We start from the raw sequence: 17,712 nt of genomic DNA on the forward strand, positions 1-17,712 counted from the left end.
AGGCTTCCCATGAGTGAAGATGCACAAGACGTGGTATTGATCGTCGAAGATGACCCTTCGATTTTGATGGTGCTGTCAGCCTATCTGTCGGGCGAGGGTTATCGCGTGTTGCAGGCCGAAAACGGCGAGCAAGCGTTCGAGATCCTCGCGAGCAAGCCCCACCTGGACATGATGATTACCGATTTTCGTTTGCCTGGTGGCATTTCCGGCGTGCAGATCGCCGAGCCCGCTGTCAAGTTGCGACCGGAGCTGAAGGTGATTTTTATCAGCGGTTACCCGCAGGAAATTCGCGAGACCGATAGCCCGATCACGCGCAAGGCGCCGATTCTGGGCAAACCGTTCGATCTGGATGTGTTGCAGGAATTGATGCAAGACATGCTGTCGTAAAGGGTCCAGCGGCCCGGTATTACGCCGGGCAAAGAGCCCGTAGGGCTGTCTTCGCCGCTTCAGATGCTGATCATCTCCCGCACTTTCGCGGTCAACAGGTCGAAGGTGAAAGGCTTGGTGATCATCTGCATGCCCGGGTCCAGAAAACCGCCGCGTACCGCTGCGTGCTCTGCATAACCGGTTATGAATAATACTTTGAGCTGCGGCCGGTATTGCCGGCCGATCTCGGCCAGTTGCCGTCCATTCATGCCGGGCAAACCGACATCACTGATCATCAGATCGATACGCTGCGCCGAGTTCAGAATCGGCATCGCGCTGTCGGCATCTCCAGCCTCAAGGAACGCGTAACCCAGGTCACTCAGTACTGTGCTGACCAATACGCGCACCGCTGGGTCGTCTTCCACGATCAAGACTGTTTCACCGTTCTGCGCGAAAGGGGCGTGCGAGATGTCTGCGGGCGAGTCCAACGGCAGATCACCGCCGAAGCGCGGCAAGAACACACTGACCGTCGTGCCTTCGCCGAGAATGCTGTCGATGGCGACGTGGCCGCGCGACTGCTTGCTGAAGCCATAGATCATCGACAACCCAAGGCCCGTTCCCTGACCAATCGGCTTGGTGGTGAAGAACGGATCAAACGCCCGGTTGATCGTGCTTTGCGGCATGCCGCAGCCGTTGTCGGTCACACTTAACACCACATAATCGCCAGGAACGACGTTGCCATGGGCTTCGGCGTCCGTGGCATTCAGGTATTTATTGCTGGTTTTAACCAACAGATTGCCGCCATTGGGCATGGCGTCCCGTGCGTTGATCACCAGGTTGAGCAGGGCACTTTCCAATTGATTGGGGTCTGCTTCAGCGACCCACAACTGCTCGTTCAGCTGCATGTCCAGTTGAATGCTTTCATTGATGCTGCGCGCGAGCAATTCGCCCATCGACACCACCAGCGTATTCATTTCGACCGGTTTGGAATCCAGCGATTGGCGCCGTGAAAAGGCCAATAAACGATGCGTGAGGCCGGCGGCGCGATTGGCCGAGGTCACGCCAAGGTCGATCAGGCTGTCGAGGTCTTCGGTGCGTCCACGCGCCAGACGACGACGCAATAACTCCAAGCTGCCAATAATGCCGGTCAGCATGTTGTTGAAGTCGTGGGCGATACCCCCGGTGAGTTGACCGACCGCTTCCATTTTCTGCGATTGGCGAAGCACTTCTTCGTTATGGCGCAATTGAGCCGTGCGCTCCTCGACCTGCTGCTCCAGCGTTTCGAGAGTGGTTTGCAGCCGCAGCTCACTTTGGCTAAGGTCGATCAACCGGTCCCTGGCTTCATATTGTCGTCGTCGCCCGCGCAATGCGGTCGTCACCAGACTGATCAGTGTGACGGGGTGAAAAGGGCGCTCAAGAAAGGTCACGTTGCCCAACTGCAGGCTATACCGGGAGGCAGGATTTTGTTCTGGCCCACCATGGTGTGTGAGCAAAACGATGGGCAAATCCGACCAGGCAGGTTGTTGCTCGATCAGGCTGATCAGCGGCTCGATGTCGCTGCCCAGCAGGGCTTCCGAGGACATCAGCAACAAGCCGGCACCTTGCCCCAGCTCGCCGCACAGACCGTTCAGGTCACGCGTTACCACGCCGTCGAAACCGGCCTCATTGAGCATCATCAAAGCAATCTGGCTGTCACGTCCCAGCGGCGCGAGAATAATCGCGCGCTCGGACATCGGTTCTCGAACAATCACGGAAATTCATCCCCGAGCAACGGTTTGCTGGCACCGAGGTAAGTGGGCACGCCGCGCAGCACACCCTGGAACGCGTCCAGCGGTTGACCGATGGTCATGCCCTTGGAGCTTATGCGGTATTCACGAATGGTCGACTCGTGGCTGCCCGTGCGCTTCTTGATGATGGAAATGGCGCGGCGAACCTTGCCCAGTGCTTCGAAGTAGCGCAGCAGAATCACCGTGTCGGCCAAGTAGGTAATGTCCACCGGCGCTTGCATGTCGCCGACCAGGCCATGTTGCGCCACGGTCATGAAGGTCGCAGCGCCTTGGCGGTTCAGATACAGCAGCAACTCGTGCATGTGCAGCACCAGCGCATTTTCCTCGGGCATCGCGGCCTGATAACCATTGATGCTGTCGATCACCACTGTCTTGATGCCACGCTCATCGACGCAACGGCGAACGCGGTGAGAAAACTCGCCGGGGGACAATTCGGCGGCATCGACCTGTTCGATCAGCAGGTTGCCGGTGTCTTGCAGGGCTTTCAGATCGATGCCCATGTTTTTCATGCGCTCGAACAGCAAACCGAGTTCTTCGTCGAAAATAAACAGCGCGGCTTTTTCGCCCCGGGACACAGCGGCGGCGGCAAACACCATCGAGATAAGCGATTTACCGGTACCGGCGGGGCCAAGAATCAACGTGCTGGACCCGGTTTCGATACCGCCGCCGAGCAGGGCGTCCAGTTCCGCGATACTGCTGGTCAGTTGGGTACGAGTGTATTTGCCGCGGTGCTCCGCGGCCACCAGGCGCGGGAACACATGCACGCCGTCACCCATGATGGTGAAGTCGTGAAAACCACCACGGTATTTTTGCCCTCGGTATTTCACCACCCGAATCCGCCGGCGCTCGGCGCCATAGTTAGGCGTCAGCTCTTCAAGGCGAATGACGCCGTGGGCAACGCTGTGCACGGTTTTGTCGAGGGATTCGGTGGTCAGGTCGTCGAGCAGCACCACCGTCGCGTTGTAGCGCACAAAGTAGTGTTTGATCGCGAGAATCTGGCGCCGGTAGCGCAGGGAGCTTTGGGCCAGCAGGCGAATCTCGGAGAGGCTGTCGAGAACCACCCGGGTCGGCTTGACCCGTTCAACTGCTTCGAAAATCTGTCTGGTGGCTTCGCCCAGTTCAAGGTCCGAAGAATACAGCAGGCTTTGCTGGTGTTCGGCGTTGAGCAGGCTTTCCGGTGGAGTCAGTTCGAAAATATGGATGTTTTCATCCAGCTCCCAACCGTGGGACAAGGCGCCTTGGCGCAATTCGCGTTCGGTTTCGGACAGCGTGATGTACAACGAGCGCTCGCCGGCTCGCGCGCCGGCTAACAGGAAATGCAAAGCAACGGTGGTTTTACCGGTTCCGGGCTCACCCTCCAGCAAAAATATATGTCCGCGTGACAATCCACCGGCCAGGATGTCATCCAGACCTTCAACGCCGGTGGCGGCTTTCGCACTGAACAACTCGTTAGATGTCGACAAAAAGAACCCTCTCATGACTAGGGGAAGCGATACAGCAGGTCTGAAGTGCCTAATTGCACTGCCTGATCACTTGACCTTTCACCGCGCCGAGCGTTCCACGAAATTTGCAGGATTTACAGGCCTTGCTGCAAAGCAGGATCGTCCGGATTGAGTTGCTCAAGTTGCGCCAATAAAATCTGCACGTTTTGCAGCTGGCCGCTTTCTTTCCAGTAGTTGATCAACAAGACCCTGGCCTTGCGATCGGCCGGGTGGCGCTGGACGATTTCCTGCAGTTGTTTTTGCGCCGCTTCCAGCTCCTGCTCGTCATGCAGCGTGGTAGCGAGGTCGTAACGGTATTCCTTGTTGTCCGGCTCCAGCTCCACAGCTTTTGATAACCCAAGCAACGCGTACTCACTTTGCCCGTGATGCAGCAGCCACAGCCCGAGCGCATGTTGCAGATAGGCGGAATTGGGTTGAGTTTGCAGCTGTTTGGCCAGTAATAACCGCGCGGCATCGGTTTGGCCCTGGCGGTCCAGTACATCGATTTGCATCACCAGTGCCGGCAAGTTGGCAGGGTCCAGGCGCAATGTATTTTCGAGGGCCTGCTGCGCCTGTTTAAGCTCGGCGTTGTGCAAGTGCAGGCGCGCCAACTGGTACTGATTTTCTGCGGTTTCAGGCTGGTTTTTCAGGTCCTGTTCCCACGCATCGATCGCTTGCTCCAACGGGCCGAAGTACAAACCCAGGTCATCCGGCGACAGCCCGAGCAAGGCATTGATGGCGGCGTAGCGCACGTGCTGATCGCTGTCATCCAGCAGCGGCCCCAGCAACAGGCTGCGTTGCCCGTTGGGCACTAGTCCGCTGATGCTTCTGATGGCGGCGATGCGTACCTCGGGCGACTCGTTTTGCAGGTCGGCATCCGCCAGTTTCAGCGCCTGTGGGCTTGGGTAATTCGGCAATTCGGCCAGCAACCAGATGCGGCGTTTGGGAGAGATATCCGGGCGTCCGAGTTGCTGATACAGCACGCGGGCCGCGCCCGGTTTGCCCGAGCGTGCCTGGTCCAGCGCCTCGCTGAATCCACGCTTGATGGCTTCCGGGACCACTGGCGTGGTGCTGCGCAGGAAAAACCAGGCAAGACCGATGGCAAGCAGGATGCACAGGCTGATGATCAGGTAGCGGCGGGGCTGAGACATGCATTATTCCGGCAGCGGGCAGGCTTTGGCAAAGTGGCCAGCTTCGGTCAGCTGAGGCTGTGAGTCAAACCCCGACTCAGTTCAACACATACTCTTGCGGCTCCAGAGGCGGCGGCAAATTAGTCTCGCCCAACGCTGCCAGCACTTCACGCTCCACAGTGCGCAAAATCGCATTGCACGGCAGATCGTTCTCATCGAACCCAAACGGGTCTTCAAGGTCATCGCCGATTTCGTCGAGACCAAAAAACGTGTAACTGACGATGGCGGTGAACAAGGGTGTCAACCAGCCCAGCGGTTCGGCCATGGCGAATGGCAAGAGGATGCAGAACAGGTAAATAGTACGGTGCAAAAGCAGCGTGTAAGGGAAGGGCAGCGGCGTGCTTTTGATCCGTTCGCAACTGGCCTGCACCTGGCTAAGGCTGACCAGGCGCGCCTCCAGTTGGGTATACCGCCATTCGCTGATCTGCCCGCACTGAGCCAGCTGCGAGCATTGCACGCCGATTCGTTGCAGCACGGCATCGGTGATGTTCGGATGCCCGGGGTCTATCGGCTGCTGCACCCAGGGGGAAACTGCGACCCGTTCATTTTCAATGCGCAGTCGCGCAATCAGGCCATGGGCAAAACCACAGAGGTCGCGCAATAAAAACTGCCGCTGTGAGGGGTCCATCAATCCCTGGGTTTGGCGAATCAACGAGCGCACCTCGATGATCAATTGCCCTAATTGCTTGCGGCCCTCCCACCAGCGGTCGTAGCAGGCATTGTTACGAAAACTCATGAAGATCGATAACGACAAACCCAGCAACGTGAAAGGCGTGGCGCTGACTTTCGAGAAATAGGCCGGGTGCCAGGTTTCGACCAGCACAATGACCGAGGCCAATAGGGTCACCAGCAGACTGCGCAGTGCAATCCGTTTGGCAATCGAGCCTTTAAGGGAAAACAGGATGCCGATCAGGTTTGGCTTGGGGCGAACGATCATGAGGTGGACTTATTGAGAGTGGCGCTTTCGCAGCTGTTTCAGCCTAAGAGGGTTGTTCAAGTCTGTCCAATTGCTATGAATGAAAGGTTGATAGAGCGCATTGATCGCCAGCGCTTTAATCATCGAGGTTTTTCGCTGAGTCTTCTTTAAAAAGGCAAAAAAAACCCTGCGACCGAATGAGACGCAGGGCTAAAAAATTGGTTGGTTGCGGCCAACCAAAGGAGCGCTTTAAAAGGTTACTTGCTGGCGACCGTTTCCGGAGCCCAGCCGCCGCCTAGGGCTTTGTAGATGGCGACGATGCCGCGATACAGGTCTACCTCAGCCTGAGCTTGGGTATCTTCTGCAGCCAAACGTTCACGTTGGGCGTCGAGCAAAACAAGGAAGTCGACGGTGCCTTCTCGGTAGCGAATCTGCGCCAGGTCGGCCGCCGCGCGGCTGGATTCACTCTGACGAATCAGCGAGATCAACCGTTGCTGGCGTTTGCCGTAATCGCTGAAAGCATTTTCCGACTCTTCCAGCGCCAGCAGCACTTGCTGTTCGTAGGTGGCCAAAGCGCCTTCTGCATCCGCGTCGGCGCCACGCAAACGGGCTCGTACGCTGCCCAGGTCGAACGCGGCCCAGGTAATGCTAGGGCCGAGTGCCCAGGCGTTGGCTGCGGACGAACCGATCTGTGAGCCACGCCCGGCGGTAAAGCCCAGGAAGCCACTGAGGCTGACTCGCGGGAACAGATCAGCCTTGGCCACGCCGATACGGGCGGTGGCAGAGGCCAGTTTGCGTTCGGCGCTAAGAATGTCCGGACGACGTTGCAGCAGTTGCCCCGGGTCGCCAATTGGCAGTGCCTTGGCAATGGCGGGCAAGTCTTTGGGGCTCAGGTCGACGGTCAGTTTGTCCGGGCGCTCACCCAATAAGGTGGCGATGCGGTTCTTCTGGCGTACCTGCTCAGCCTGCAATTGCGGCACGCTGGCTTCAACCGAAGCCAGGCGCGCATCGGCGCGCACCACATCAAGCTGATCGCCAACGCCGGCATCACGCAGGCTGATGGTGATTTTGCTCGACTCCTGCTGGTTTTGCAGGTTGGCCAAGGCAATCTTTTCACGCAGTTGGGCGCCGCGAAGCTGACCGTAAGCATCCACCAACTCGGCAATCATGGTGACTTGCAATTGGTAGAGGTCAGCTTCGACCGCTTGTTGCTCAGCGTCGGCAGACTCCAGGTTGCGCTGTATCCGGCCAAACAGGTCGATCTCCCACGCCATGTCCAGGCCCAGGTCATAGCGTTCGCTATTGACCCGTTGGGTGGTCTGGCCAGGAATCTGACCTTTGGCCAAGTCACTGCTGGCGCGGCTGGTAATGGTCGGCATGGCGTCGTTGCTGACGTCATCACGAATTGCCCGGGCGGCTTTCCAGCGAGCGAAAGCAACGCGCAACTCTCGGTTACCTTGCAGCGATTGCATGACCAACTGGTTGAGGGTCGGGTCTTCAAACTGCTGCCACCAGATGCCTTCGAAACGGCTGCGGTCGAAGTTTTTCTGACCGGCAGCGCCATCGGTAGCGGCGGTGATATTGGCCGCCGCCGTGTCCGGAGTTTTGTAGTCCGGGCCAACGGCACAGGCGCTCAGGGCCAGTACCAGAAGGCTCGGCAGGAAGGCTTTCAGGCTCATTGTTGCGCCTCCATAGGCTTTTGAAGCGTCAGCGCCTTGGCTGCTTTGCGCGCTTCACCGCGTTCCACAAAGTTACGAATCAATACGTAGAACACCGGCGTCAACAACAGACCGAAGAAGGTCACGCCAAGCATCCCGGAGAACACCGCTACACCCATGGCGTGACGCATTTCAGCACCGGCACCGCTGGAGAACACCAGTGGTACAACACCCATGATGAACGCGAAGGAGGTCATCAGGATCGGCCGCAGACGCAAGCGGCATGCTTCGAGCACCGCGTTGAGCGGGCTCATGCCTTCGTCCTGCTGTTTATCCTTGGCAAACTCGACGATCAGAATCGCGTTCTTACAGGCAAGTCCCACCAGTACGATTAATCCGATCTGGGTGAAGATGTTGTTGTCGCCTCCCGATGCAATCACACCAACAATGGCCGACAACAGGGTCATCGGTACGATCAGGATGACCGCCAGTGGCAGGCTCCAGCTTTCGTATTGAGCGGCGAGTACCAGGAACGCCAGCAGTACGCAGAGCGGGAACACGAACAGCGCCGTATTGCCGGACAGAATCTGCTGGTAGGTCAGGTCGGTCCACTCGTAGACCATGCCATTTGGCAATTCGTCCTTGAGCAGTTTCTCAATGGCTTGTTCGGCCTGGCCGGAGCTGTAGCCGGGCGCCGCTGCGCCGTTGATTTCAGCGGTAATGAAACCGTTGTAGTGCATGACGCGGTCCGGGCCCGAGGTGTCGCTGACCTTGATGAAGGTCGCCAACGGGATCATCTCGCCCTTGTTGTTGCGCACTTTTAGCTGGCCGATTTGGTCAGGCTCGAGACGGAACTGTTGCTCGGCCTGAACGTTGACCTGATAGGTACGGCCGAAGCGGTTGAAGTCGTTGGCATACAGCGAACCCAGGTAGATCTGCAGGGTGTCGAAGATGTCGCTGACAGCCACGCCGTGGGTCTTGGCTTTTTCACGGTCGATAGCGGCATCGACCTGGGGCACGTTCACGGTGTAGCTGGTGAACAGGCCGGCCAGTTCAGGCACGTTGTGGCTCTTGTTGATGATGTTCATGGTTTCTTTGTACAGCTCGTCGTAGCCCAGGTTGCCCCGGTCTTCGATCTGCAGGCGGAAGCCGCCAATGGTGCCCAGGCCTTGTACCGGCGGCGGCGGGAAGATCGCCATATAGGCTTCCTGAATACTGGCGAACTGGCCATTCAACGCACCGGCAATTGCACCAGCAGACATGCTTGGGTCTTTACGCTCGTCGAACGGTTTCAACGTCACGAACACGATGCCGGCGTTAGGACTGTTGGTGAAGCCGTTGATCGACAGGCCAGGGAAGGCCACGGCGCTTTCCACACCTGGCTGTTTCAGTGCCAGGTCGGACATGCGTTTGATCACGTCTTCGGTACGGTCCAGGCTCGCCGCATCCGGCAGTTGGGCGAAGGCCACCAGGTATTGCTTGTCCTGGCCGGGTACGAAACCGGTCGGGGTGTGGGCGAAACCGAAGAAGGTCAGCACCATCAGGCCTGCATACAACAGCAGGGCGATACCACTGCTGCGGATAACCCGCGCTACGGTGCCGACATAGCCATGGCTGGCGCGTTCGAAGAATCGGTTGAACGGACGGAACAGCCAGCCGCCCAGTAACTTATCAAGCACTTTGGTGAAGCGGTCTTTCGGCGCGTGGTGGCTCTTGAGCAGTACCGCGGCCAGGGCAGGGGACAATGTCAGCGAGTTGAACGCCGAGATCACGGTCGAGATGGCAATGGTCAGGGCAAACTGTTTGTAGAACTGGCCCGTGAGTCCGGAAATGAACGCCGCCGGGATAAATACCGCACACAGCACCAGCGCCGTCGCGATGATCGGCCCGGTCACCTCACGCATGGCTTTCTTGGTGGCCTCTACGGGCGTCTCTCCCAGCTCGATGTGCCGCTCGACGTTCTCCACCACCACGATGGCGTCGTCCACCACGATACCGATGGCCAATACCAGTCCGAAGAGTGATAGCGCGTTCAGCGAGAAGCCGAACAGGTGCATCACGGCAAACGTACCGATCAACGAAACCGGCACCGCCACCAATGGAATGATCGAGGCACGCCAGGTTTGCAGGAACAGGATCACAACCAAGACAACCAGGATCAGCGCTTCGAAGAGTGTGTGAACCACCGCCTCGATGGAGCCGCGCACGAAGATTGTCGGGTCATAGACGATGCTGAAATCCATGCCTTCCGGGAAGCTCTTCTTCAGCTCGGCCATTTTTTCGCGAACTTCATTGGAGATCTGAATCGCGTTGGAACCGGGGCGTTGGAAGATCGGGATTGCAACCGCTGGCTGGTTGTTCAGCAAGGACCGCAGTGCATATTGGCTGGAACCCAGCTCAACACGAGCGATGTCTTTGAGGCGGGTAATTTCACCATTGTCGCCGGAGCGAATGATGATGTTCTCGAACTCTTCCTCAGAAACCAGGCGACCTTGAGTGTTCACCGACAGCTGGAACGCAGTTGCGTTAGGCGCAGGTGGCGCACCCAAGGCACCGGCAGCCACTTGACGGTTTTGCTCACGAATCGCATTGACCACATCGGTCGCTGTCAGGTTGCGCGAAGCAGTCTTGTTGGGATCGAGCCATACCCGCAGCGAGTAGTCGCCCATACCGAACAGCTGCACATCACCGACACCGCCCAGACGCGCCAGCTCATCCTTGATGTTGAGCAGGGCGTAGTTGGACAGGTACAGCATGTCGTAGCGTTTGTCCGGCGAGGTCAAGTGCACAACCATGGTCAGGTCGGGCGAAGCCTTGTCGACGGTGATACCGATGCGCGTCACTTCCTCTGGAAGTTTGGGCTCGGTACGGGTCACCCGGTTCTGCACCTGCACCTGCGCGTTATCCAGGTCAGTGCCCAGTGCGAAGGTAATGGTCAGGGTGATTTTGCCATCGGCGGTGGATTGCGAGGACATGTACAGCATGTTCTCGACGCCGGTAATGGCTTGCTCCAACGGAGCGGCCACGGTTTCACCGATGACTTTAGGGTTGGCTCCGGGGAAGTTCGCACGCACCACAACGGTCGGCGGAACCACTTCCGGGTATTCGCTGATCGGCAACTGGAACAGCGAGATGGCACCGGCGATCAATATCAGCAGCGACAGTACCGCTGCGAAGATCGGCCGGGATATGAAGAATTGGGAAAAATTCATCGGAGTTGTCGTCCCTTAACCGCGTGGAGTCGCGGCGGCCAGTTTCACAACCGAACCCGGCGCGACCTTGGCAGGTGCGACTTGGGGCAGGTTGCTGGCTTCCAGCGCTTGTCGTTGTTGTGCGAGTGCCGCGAGGGTTTGTTCACTGGCCATCGGGATCACTTCAGGCGTTACCGGCGAACCCGGACGAACGCGCTGGAGGCCTTTGACGATGACCGTGTCATCCTTGCTCAGCCCGTTGCGCACGATGCGCAAACCTTCAATTTTCGGCCCCAGTTCGACGGCGCGATAGGCCGTCTTGTTGTCGGCATCCATCACCAGTACGAACTTCTTGCCCAGGTCGGTGCCGACCGCTTCATCGTTGATCAGCACGGCGGCGTAGGTGCCGCTGCCAACCAGTTTCAGGCGTGCATACAGGCCTGGGGTGAAGGTGCCGTCGCTGTTGTCGAATACCGCGCGACCGCGAATGGTGCCGGTTTTCGGGTTGACCTGGTTGTCGACGAAGTTCATCACGCCTTGGTGCGGGTTGCCGTCTTCGTTGGACAAACCGAGGTAAACCGGGGTGGTAGCGCCGCGTTTGCCCTGGCGAGCCAGTTGTGTGTATTTGAGGAATACACGTTCATCAGCGTCGAAGTAGGCGTACACCTTATCGGTGGAAACCACGCTGGTCAGCGCGGTGGTATCGGCTGTCACCAGGTTGCCGGCGGTGATTTCTGCACGGCTGACACGGCCACTGATTGGCGAGGTCACGCGGGTGAAACTGAGGTTTAGCTTGGCCAGGTCCAACTGCGCCTGCAACGCACCGACGGCAGCGCGGGCTTCTTGCGAAGCACTGGTGCGCGAGTCGGCCAGTTCGGCGGAGATGGCATTGCTGGTACGCAGGCGTTCACCGCGTTGAGCTTCGTTTTCACTGCGGGTGGCGTTGGCACGGGACTGGGCAACCAAGGCTTCAAGGCGACGCACTTCAGCCTGGAACGGACGCGGGTCGATCTGGAACAGCACGTCGCCTTTCTTGACCAGTGCGCCTTCAGTAAAGGCTACGTCGTCGATTTGCCCGGAGACCCTTGGCCGAATCTCTACGGTTTCTGGTGCTTCAAGCCGTCCGGTAAATTCATCCCATTCGTTGACCGGTTGTTCCAGCACCTTCGCCACGCTGACCTTGGCTGCGGGCATGGTGGCGGCAACGTCCGGAGTCTTGCCGCAGGCGCTCATCACCAGTACGGCCAATAAGGCCAACGGGAAGCGCAAATGTTTAAGTGACTGTTCCATGGATGCATCCGCCAATGTATTAAGAATGGGCGGATGATGAGCGGCGAGGTGCTATCGCACGAATCGAACGGGGCAAAGGTAACTATCATTCGGAATGATATAAGCCCGTGACAAGCCCTCTAGCATGCGGCTTTCGTTAGGGTGCTATCAATATCGCTGATGACAATTCAGTGTTGCGGGGACTGTAAAGGTCGGCTGGATTGAAAGCATTGTCAAAGGCTCAAACAAAGAGGCGGCCATTGCGGCCGTCTCGATGTCAGGGGTGCGGGGCGATCATTGTCAGCCCTCAAACAATACCGTCAATCACGATGTGCCGTTGCCCGCGACTGCATTGCTCAATCCGCGCTTCAACTTTATAAACGCTGCGCAGCATCCATTCGGTTATCACCTCGTGACTCGGGCCGCTGCCTTGCGCGGTGCCGTCGGCAATCACCAGAACCTGATCGGCGAAACGCAATGCCTGATTCAAGTCATGGAGGGCGATGAACACAATGACTTCGCGTTTTCGGGCCAGGCTGCGCATGAAGTTCAGCACCTGAACCTGGCGATGCATGTCGAGGGCGCTGGTCGGTTCGTCCATCAGCAGTATTTCCGGTTCGCGCACCAGAGTCTGCGCGATGGACACCAACTGTTGCTGGCCTCCGCTGAGCTCGCCGAGGTTGCGAAAGGATAATCCGGTGATGTCCAGCGCCGCGAGAATTTCGTCCACCCGTTTCAACTCGTCGTTGTGAACCACCCATCCCGGCGCCAGTTGCTTGCGTGCCAGCAGCACTGATTCGTACACCGTCAACCGCGCACTGGCATTCAGCCCCTGAGGCATGTAGCTGATGCCAGCGGGGCCTTTCTTGGAATCCTGCAAAATCACCCGTCCAGGGCCGTCGATCAGCCCGGCCATGCGTTTGAACAGCGTCGACTTGCCGGCCGCATTGGGACCGACCACGGCGACCACCTGACCGCCAAAAAAAGTCGCCGTCGAAACACCGCGAATGATCTCGCGCTGGCCGTAGCGGGCACCGAGATTTTCCAGCTGCAACTTCACCATGAGTTTTTCTTCCCGCCGAGGATCAAGGAAATGAAGAACGGCACGCCGATCAGTGAAGTGACCACGCCGATGGGGAAGATCGCGCCAGGGATCAGGGTTTTGCTGACCACGGAGCTGGCCGACAGAATCAACGAGCCGGTCAGCAGCGAGGCCGGCAGAAAGAACCGCTGGTCTTCCCCGATCAGCATGCGGGCAATGTGCGGGCCGACCAGGCCGATGAAGCCGATGGTGCCGACGAAAGCCACCGGAAACGAGGCCAACAGGCTGACCATGATCAATGTCTGAAAGCGCAGGCTGCGCACGTTGATGCCGAAGCTGGCAGCCTTGTCGTCGCCCAGGCGCAGGGCAGTCATTGCCCACGCGCGTTTGGCGAAGATCGGCAGGGTGATGAGAATGACCAGGCAGATCACCCCGAGTTTCGGCCAGGTGGCTTTGGTCAAGCTGCCCATGGTCCAGAACACCACAGCGGCTACCGCTTGCTCGGTGGCAAAGAACTGCACCAGCGCCAGCAGTGCGTTGAAGGTGAACACCAGCGCAATGCCGAGCAGCACGATGGTTTCGGCCGTCACGCCGCGCCGCATGCTCAGAAAATGAATCAACAGTGCCGACAGCATGGCCATGATGAACGCGTTGAGTGGCACCATGAATTGCGCTGCCAGCGGAAACAGTGCGACGCCGAACGCCAGCCCCAATGCCGCACCGAAACTGGCAGCGGCGGAAATGCCCAGTGTGAACGGGCTGGCCAGCGGGTTGTTAAGGATGGTCTGCATTTGCGCGCCCGCCAGCGACAACGATGCACCGACCGCAACGGCCATCAACGCAACGGGCAGGCGAATGTCCCACATGACCACGCGCACTTGCGGCGCAGCGCTGTCCGGCGAAAAAAGCGCGCCGAGCACTTCATTGAGGCTATAGCTCGCCGGGCCGAGCGCCAGGTCGAGCAGCACGCTGCACATCAACAAGATCACCAGCCCGGCCAGAATCAGGCGTTTACGCAGCACCAGACGGCGATAGGTTTCGCGCTGCACGAGCACGGCGTCGGTCAACGAGCTCATGGCTTGACCCCGAGCGCAGGCAAACTGACGAAGTAGCCCGGCTCATATGGCACTGGCAGGAAGCGCTCGTGCAGTTCGCGAAATGAGGCCTCCGGATCCAGATCAGCAAACAGGTCCGGGTGAAACCATTTCGCCAATTGCTGGATGGCCGCGAACTGGTAAGGACTGTTGTAGAACTGGTGCCAGATGGCATGGAAAGCCTGGTTGTCCTGAGCCTTGATACCGGTGTAGGCGGGCCGCCGGGTGTACCACGCCAGTTTTTTTCGGGCTTGAGCCATGTCCGCGCCGGGGCCGACACCCACCCAATGGCCGCCGGGTGCAAAAGCTTCCCAATTGGCGGTGGTGACCACGATATGCGCCGGGTTGGCGACGATGACTTGTTCGGGGTTCAACTGGCCGAACGTGGTGGGAATGATGCCTTTGGCGATGTTGTTGCCCCCGGCCATCTCGACGAACAGGCCAAAGTTTTCATTGCCGAAGCTCAGGCAGCAATCATCGGTGTAACCGCCGATGCGTTCGATAAACACATTGGGGCGGGGCGGGTGTTGTTTCTCGATGACATCGGTAACGCGATGAATTTGCTGGTTACGGAAATCGATGAAGTCTTCAGCTCGTTGCTCTTTGCCGAACAGTTGGCCGAACAGGCGCATCGTCGGTTCGGTGTTCTGCATCGGATTGTTGCGAAAGTCGACGTACACCACCGGGATTCCCAGCGCGTCGAGTTTCTCGATGTAGCGCGCATCTTCGGTGGCGTGTTGCGCCTCGATGTTGAGGATGATCACGTCCGGACGCTGCGTGATGGCCTGCTCGATGTCGAAGGTGCCTTCTTCAAAACCGCCGAAAGTGGGGATTTTGGCGATGTCGGGAAATTTGCGCAGGTAGGCGTTGTAGGTGTCCGGGTCTGACTGGATCAAGTCCTTGCGCCAGCCGACGATGCGTTCGATGGGGTTTTGTGTGTCCAGTGCGGCGACCAGGTAAAGTTGTCGGCCCTCACCAAGAATCACACGCCTGACGGGCAGGTGCACCTTGACCTTGCGCCCCAGCAAGTCGGTTACTTCGGTGCGTACTGCATCGTCCTCGGCGGCGTGGGCACTGAGCGGTACCAAGGTAAACAGACTCAGCAGTCCTGCCAGTAGCAGCGCAGTAAAAGCGACGCTGCGTCGATCAAAAATCACCATGGTCAAAGCCTTTGCAAAGTCAGATCGGTCAACGGTTCACACCGTCATCCGGCTGAACGTTTTAGAAATCGACAGTCGCCGACAGTAATAGGGTGCGCGGCGAGCCTTGGGAGAATGCGCCGTAGGAGGCCACACCCGACCAATACTCGTGGTCGAACACGTTTTGCACAGTGGCGCGAAACGTGGTCGGTCGTTCATCAATGCGGGTGGTGTAGCGCGCGCCGACATCGAAGCGGGTCCAGTCATCGAGTTTCTGGGTGTTGGCCTGGTTCACGTACTGGCTGCCGGTATGAATGGCACCACCGGTCAGCGTCAGGCCTTCGACCCACGAGGTATCCCATTCAGCCCAAAGATTGGCTTGTACTGGCGGCACCCCAACCGGTTTATTGCCTCGGTTGGCGGCAACACTGGATTGGGTCAGTTCGGCATCAAGCAGGGTCACGCCACCCAGCAGGCGCGTGCCGTGGGCCACTTCACCGAACACGCTCAGCTCCAGGCCGCGGTTGCGCTGTTCGCCCTGCACTGAAAACACCCCGGAGGCGAGTTCGCCGCTGGGTTTGGTAATTTGAAACACGGCCAGGGTGGAGGTGAAGGTGCCGTAATCGACCTTGACTCCCAGTTCGTGCTGGCGGGAAATGTAAGGGGCAAAGATCTCGCCCGCGTTGGCGGCGGTGGAAGGCGCGATGTCGCCTTTACTCAGGCCTTCGATGTAGTTGTAGTAGAACGAAACGTGGTCCCAGGGTTTGGCCACCGCGCCGAACAGTGGCGTGGTGCGGCCGTCATCGTAGGAAGCGGTGACCAACCCGGCCGCGTTGTAGTTGTCGGATTTGATGTTCTGTTTACGCAGGCCAAGGGTCACTTGAATGCGTTCATCCAATATCGACAGCGTGTCGGCGAGCGCCACGCCGGTCAGTTCGCTCTCGGACACTTTGGGCGTATCCGGTTTGGGAATGACAGGTTCGGGGCGATCCACCGGGTGATAAATATTCGACAGGATCGGTGCGCCGGAAATAATCCCCCGTGACAATACATCGCGATAACGACTGACTTGCAGGGCGGTGCGATGGCTAACGGGCCCGGTGTCGAAGCGCAGGCGTGCACCGGCGTCGACCGTGTAGCGCTCGACTTCGAATTTGTAATAGCCGGGGATTGAAGAGGTGTCGCCCGCCGCATTGATGATGGTCGGGGTCTGGTCGGACATCCGCGCGACATCCGATTTGCCGCCACCGGCATGGGCGAAAACAGTCAGCGCATCGCTGAGGTCGTACTCGCCGCTCAGCAGGGCTGATTTGTCACGGGTCTCGGACCAGCCCCACGCCTGGCTCACGTTAATCCGGCCATTGGCGGCCGGGGGGATTTCGACGCCTGCAGCGATCAGAAACGGCCGGGACGCGGCGTCGAATGTCTCTTTCTGGTTGAGCAGATCCAGGCTGGTGCGCAGACGTTCGCCTTGATAATCGAGGGAAATGGCGCCGATATTGGCGTTGCGCGATTGATCGTCGATCACCGTGTCGCCGAGTTGAGTGCTGCCGTTGATGCGCAACCCAAACCGGCGATCCTCGCCAAAGCGCCGACTGACGTCGATGTGGCCGCCGAGCTGGGAATTCATGGCGTAGCTGGCCGTGAATCGGGTCAGGTCCTCATCGAGTGAACGCTTGGGCACCACGTTGATAACACCGCCGACGGCGTTATTGGGTGACATGCCGTAGAGCAGGGCGCCGGGGCCTTTGACCAATTCGATGCGCTCGGCGTACTCGGTGAACACTCGATAGTTGGGGGCTACGCCATACACGCCGTCGAATGCCAGTTCGCCGAGGTTGCCTTCACCTACCGGAAAGCCACGGATAAAAAACGAGTCGACAATGCCTCCGGTCTGGCCCGTTGAGCGCACCGACGAATCGCGCTCCAGCACATCGCCTACGGTCACCGCCTGTTGATCCTTGATCAGCGCCGACGTGTAGGTGCTGACGCTGAAGGGCGCGTCCATCACGTCGGTGTTGCCGAGAATGCCCAGGCGCCCGCCGTTGGCAACCTGCCCGCCGGAATACACGGAAGGCAGGGCATCGGGGCGCTTGTCGGCGCCTATGATCGAGGTCTCATCCAGCGTCACCCGGCGCTGGGCCAGGGTGTAACTGCCGTCGCTGCGCATCACCATTTCCAGGCCACTGCCTTGCAGCAAGCGATTGACCGCCTCCTGTGTGGAGAAATTGCCGATCAGCGCAGGACTGGCCAGGCCCTCGGTCAAGGAAGGTTGGAACGACAGGGCGATACCGGCGTCGACGGCAAAACTCGACAGGGTCGCACCCAGCGGCCCTGAGGGAATGTTGTAGGCACGGGACGCGACAGAGTCCAGCGGCACAGGCACCACGGCCAAGGCAAGCGGGCAAAGGGTGCCAATCAGGACAAGGCTTAGCAACGCACTGCGAATAACTGGTTTGAGCGGACGATCCGGACGCAGATGGCGTGCAGCAGGCATGAATGGATGGACCTATAAACAGGACGGTAAAGTTGTTCTCCCCAATAGCCAGCCGAAATAAAAAAAAGTATCACCTGTGCGG

12 protein-coding genes are annotated in these 17,712 nt (G+C 58.8%); 1 reads left to right on the top strand and 11 read right to left on the bottom strand.

Annotated elements, in window-relative coordinates:
* Positions 1-9: 9 nt before the first annotated feature.
* Positions 10-387, top strand: coding sequence for a response regulator (locus tag ACQR3R_RS06385; RefSeq protein WP_010460444.1), 378 nt, complete (start codon positions 10-12; stop codon positions 385-387).
* 59 nt (positions 388-446) lie between these two features.
* On the opposite strand, the gene ACQR3R_RS06390 is transcribed toward ACQR3R_RS06385, so the two are convergent.
* The 11 genes from ACQR3R_RS06390 to ACQR3R_RS06440 form a co-directional block, all read right to left on the bottom strand.
* The gene (locus ACQR3R_RS06390; RefSeq protein WP_428271171.1) at positions 447-2,117 is read right to left on the bottom strand and encodes a response regulator; all 1,671 of its coding nucleotides are present in this window, start codon (positions 2,115-2,117) and stop codon (positions 447-449) included.
* Positions 2,114-3,616, bottom strand: a complete 1,503-nt coding sequence (locus ACQR3R_RS06395; protein WP_428271172.1) for an ATPase domain-containing protein — start codon at positions 3,614-3,616, stop codon at positions 2,114-2,116. The genes ACQR3R_RS06390 and ACQR3R_RS06395 overlap by 4 nt, the downstream gene beginning before the upstream one ends.
* A 113-nt stretch (positions 3,617-3,729) precedes the next feature.
* On the bottom strand, positions 3,730-4,785 hold the full coding sequence (locus tag ACQR3R_RS06400) for a tetratricopeptide repeat protein (protein WP_428271173.1): 1,056 nt from the start codon (positions 4,783-4,785) through the stop codon (positions 3,730-3,732).
* A 76-nt stretch (positions 4,786-4,861) separates the two neighbouring features.
* On the bottom strand, positions 4,862-5,761 hold the full coding sequence (locus ACQR3R_RS06405) for a bestrophin family protein (protein ID WP_428271174.1): 900 nt from the start codon (positions 5,759-5,761) through the stop codon (positions 4,862-4,864).
* Positions 5,762-5,997: 236 nt separating this feature from the next.
* The gene (locus ACQR3R_RS06410) at positions 5,998-7,419 is read right to left on the bottom strand and encodes an efflux transporter outer membrane subunit (protein ID WP_428271175.1); all 1,422 of its coding nucleotides are present in this window, start codon (positions 7,417-7,419) and stop codon (positions 5,998-6,000) included.
* Entirely contained in the window at positions 7,416-10,610 is a 3,195-nt protein-coding gene (locus tag ACQR3R_RS06415; protein ID WP_428271176.1) for a multidrug efflux RND transporter permease subunit, read from the bottom strand. Before ACQR3R_RS06415 ends, ACQR3R_RS06410 begins: the two co-directional genes overlap by 4 nt.
* 15 nt (positions 10,611-10,625) lie before the next feature.
* Positions 10,626-11,879, bottom strand: a complete 1,254-nt coding sequence (gene mexE / locus ACQR3R_RS06420; RefSeq protein WP_428271177.1) for a multidrug efflux RND transporter periplasmic adaptor subunit MexE — start codon at positions 11,877-11,879, stop codon at positions 10,626-10,628.
* Positions 11,880-12,165: 286 nt separating this feature from the next.
* Complete coding sequence (locus ACQR3R_RS06425) at positions 12,166-12,921, bottom strand: ATP-binding cassette domain-containing protein (RefSeq protein WP_428271178.1); 756 nt, start codon at positions 12,919-12,921, stop codon at positions 12,166-12,168.
* On the bottom strand, positions 12,915-13,976 hold the full coding sequence (locus tag ACQR3R_RS06430; protein ID WP_428271179.1) for an iron chelate uptake ABC transporter family permease subunit: 1,062 nt from the start codon (positions 13,974-13,976) through the stop codon (positions 12,915-12,917). Before ACQR3R_RS06430 ends, ACQR3R_RS06425 begins: the two co-directional genes overlap by 7 nt.
* On the bottom strand, positions 13,973-15,154 hold the full coding sequence (locus tag ACQR3R_RS06435; RefSeq protein WP_428271180.1) for an ABC transporter substrate-binding protein: 1,182 nt from the start codon (positions 15,152-15,154) through the stop codon (positions 13,973-13,975). The genes ACQR3R_RS06430 and ACQR3R_RS06435 overlap by 4 nt, the downstream gene beginning before the upstream one ends.
* A 61-nt stretch (positions 15,155-15,215) precedes the next feature.
* Positions 15,216-17,630: a TonB-dependent siderophore receptor gene (locus tag ACQR3R_RS06440; RefSeq protein WP_428271181.1), complete on the bottom strand. Its 2,415-nt coding sequence runs from the start codon at positions 17,628-17,630 to the stop codon at positions 15,216-15,218.
* Between the last annotated feature and the right edge of the window lie 82 nt (positions 17,631-17,712).

It is taken from the genome of Gordonia sp. IEGM753, assembly GCF_050321825.1.
Lineage (GTDB): Bacteria > Pseudomonadota > Gammaproteobacteria > Pseudomonadales > Pseudomonadaceae > Aquipseudomonas.